This window comes from Candidatus Cryptobacteroides sp., assembly GCF_056207615.1.
This window is the reverse complement of record NZ_JBAEER010000120.1, coordinates 1-2,017: the sequence shown is the minus strand read 5'-3', so window position 1 is coordinate 2,017 and position 2,017 is coordinate 1. Positions and strand designations below refer to the sequence as shown.

Annotated in this window: 3 protein-coding genes; 2 read left to right on the top strand and 1 reads right to left on the bottom strand. The window is 55.3% G+C overall.

The window, feature by feature from the left end:
• Together AC06ND_RS07230 and AC06ND_RS07225 are read left to right on the top strand one after the other, a co-directional pair.
• The coding region (locus tag AC06ND_RS07230; protein ID WP_475678317.1) for a carboxylesterase family protein at positions 1-890 on the top strand (890 nt) is incomplete at its 5' end.
• 110 nt (positions 891-1,000) lie between these two features.
• The gene (locus tag AC06ND_RS07225; RefSeq protein ID WP_475678316.1) at positions 1,001-1,471 is read left to right on the top strand and encodes a CYTH domain-containing protein; all 471 of its coding nucleotides are present in this window, start codon (positions 1,001-1,003) and stop codon (positions 1,469-1,471) included.
• Between the two features lie 27 nt (positions 1,472-1,498).
• On the opposite strand, the gene AC06ND_RS07220 is transcribed toward AC06ND_RS07225, so the two are convergent.
• A partial coding sequence (locus AC06ND_RS07220) for a DUF6819 domain-containing protein (RefSeq protein ID WP_475678315.1) occupies positions 1,499-2,017 on the bottom strand: 519 nt, incomplete at its 5' end.

Here is a 2,017-nt window from a genome sequence, read left to right as displayed (position 1 = left end):
AGATCGAGGCCCTCAAGTGGATCAAGAAGAACATCGCACAGTTCGGTGGCGACCCAGACAACGTGACCATCTTCGGCCAGAGTGCAGGTGGTGGATCAGTCAGGACCCTTTGCGAGTCTCCTCTCGCTCGTGGTCTCTTCCACAAGGCTATCATCATGTCAGCAGGCGGTCTCAACCCTGTAGCCCCAGCATCCGCTCCTGCAGCTAACAACGGTCGCGTCGCTCTTACTCCAGAGGCTGCTGCAGCCGGTGCAAAGGAGCTCATGGATTGGGCTGGCCTTACCGATCTCCAGAAGATGCGTGCTGCCTCTACCGAGGAGATCTTCGCTCTCGCAAATATCTACAGCCGTGCTACCGGCAAGCGTGCCATGATCCAGACTTCACCAATGGTTGAGGGTTATGTATGCAAGGAGAGCTTCGACGATGCTGCCCGCAATGGCAACCTCGCTGACGTTCCTTACATGATCGGTTATACCATGAACGATATGCGCGACATGACCGACGGTGTCATCGACTTCTGTGCTGACCGCCAGTCAAAGGGCGCAAAGGCTTGGGCTTACGAGTTCGCTCGTCCTCTTCCGGACGATGGCTCACATCCTGAGGTTACCGCTCGTCTCAAGGGCGCTTTCCACTCTTCAGATCTTTGGTTCGTATTCAAGACCCTCAAGTACTGCTGGAGGCCTTGGACCAAGGGTGACTATGATCTCGCTGAGAAGATGCTCACCGCGTGGACCAACTTCGCTAAGTACAGCGATCCTAGCGGTCCTGACAACGAGCTCGGTTGGACTCCTTGCACCGCAGAGAACCCTAACTTCATGGTGTTCTGCCTCGATGCAAACGACGCTGAGGCTTCCCACATGGGCAGCACCGTCAAGGAACTCGGTTACTAGTAGCTATTGGACAATATGGAGAGGTCGACCCAGGAGGGCGGCCTCTTTTTTGTTCATATAGATAGAATAGCTGCGATTTTCGTTAAATTAGCAGTGGAAAACAAAAAGACATGGCACTGGAGATAGAAAGGAAATTCCTCGTCCATACGGACGCATACAAGGCAGAGGCGACCGGCTCGACCAGAATCGCTCAGGGATACATCGGAACCGTACCTGGAAGGACCGTGCGCATCAGGGTCCGTGGCGACAAGGGTTACATCACCATCAAGGGCAATTCCAGCGCGGACGGACTCGTCCGCTTCGAGTGGGAGAAGGAAATCCCTGTGTCGGAAGCGAAGGAACTCCTTCAGCTCTGCGAGCCTGGCATGGTCGACAAGACCCGCAGCCTTGTCCCCGTGGGTGACCATGTGTTCGAGGTGGATGAGTTTCACGGCGATAACGAGGGACTCGTGATGGCCGAGGTGGAACTGTCCTCACCAGAAGAAGAATTCGCCCGTCCTTCCTGGCTGGGCGAGGAAGTGACGGGCGATGTCCGTTACTACAATAAGTATCTTTCCAAGAAACCTTATAAGGAGTGGTAGGCTGCTCTCTGGCAGCCTCCACCTGTCTTAGAGGCAGCGTGACACTGCTTCCTTCGCGCGGTCTCCGAGTTCTGACTTGATCTCTATGTGCTTGAGCACTGCGTTCACGAACGAGTTGCTCTCAAAGTCTCCGCGTACGTTCTCGAAGTCGAGCTGCTTCTGCTCGCGTCCGCCGTCGGCGCCGTATCCGGTCATGCTGGCGAGGTTGAACTCCTTCTTGGCGTCGTCGTACACCATCTGGTCGAGACCTACCACGGCCTTGCGCCATCTTTCGATGATGTTGTTCGCATCCTCCTTGGTAAGCTTAGAAGGGTTGATTCCGTATACCTCCTGGAGGTGCTGGAAAGCCCATGTCCACTCGTATGAGTAGTAGTTCGCGTACATCCTTGCGAAAGCTGCGTTCACTTCCTCGAGAGAGCTGATCTTGCCGCTCTCCACGTCCTTCATGAGCTCCTCGATCTCGCTCTTCGGAGTTATGAGACCGGAAATGTCGACCCACTCGCCTGAGCCGACAGGAGAGTCTGGCTTGAGCCTTGACCTGAGCTC

Coding starts and splice junctions, on each gene's coding strand:
- AC06ND_RS07225 (WP_475678316.1), top strand. CDS start 1,001: ATGGCACTGGAGATAGAAAGGAAATTCCTCGTCCATACGGACGCATAC.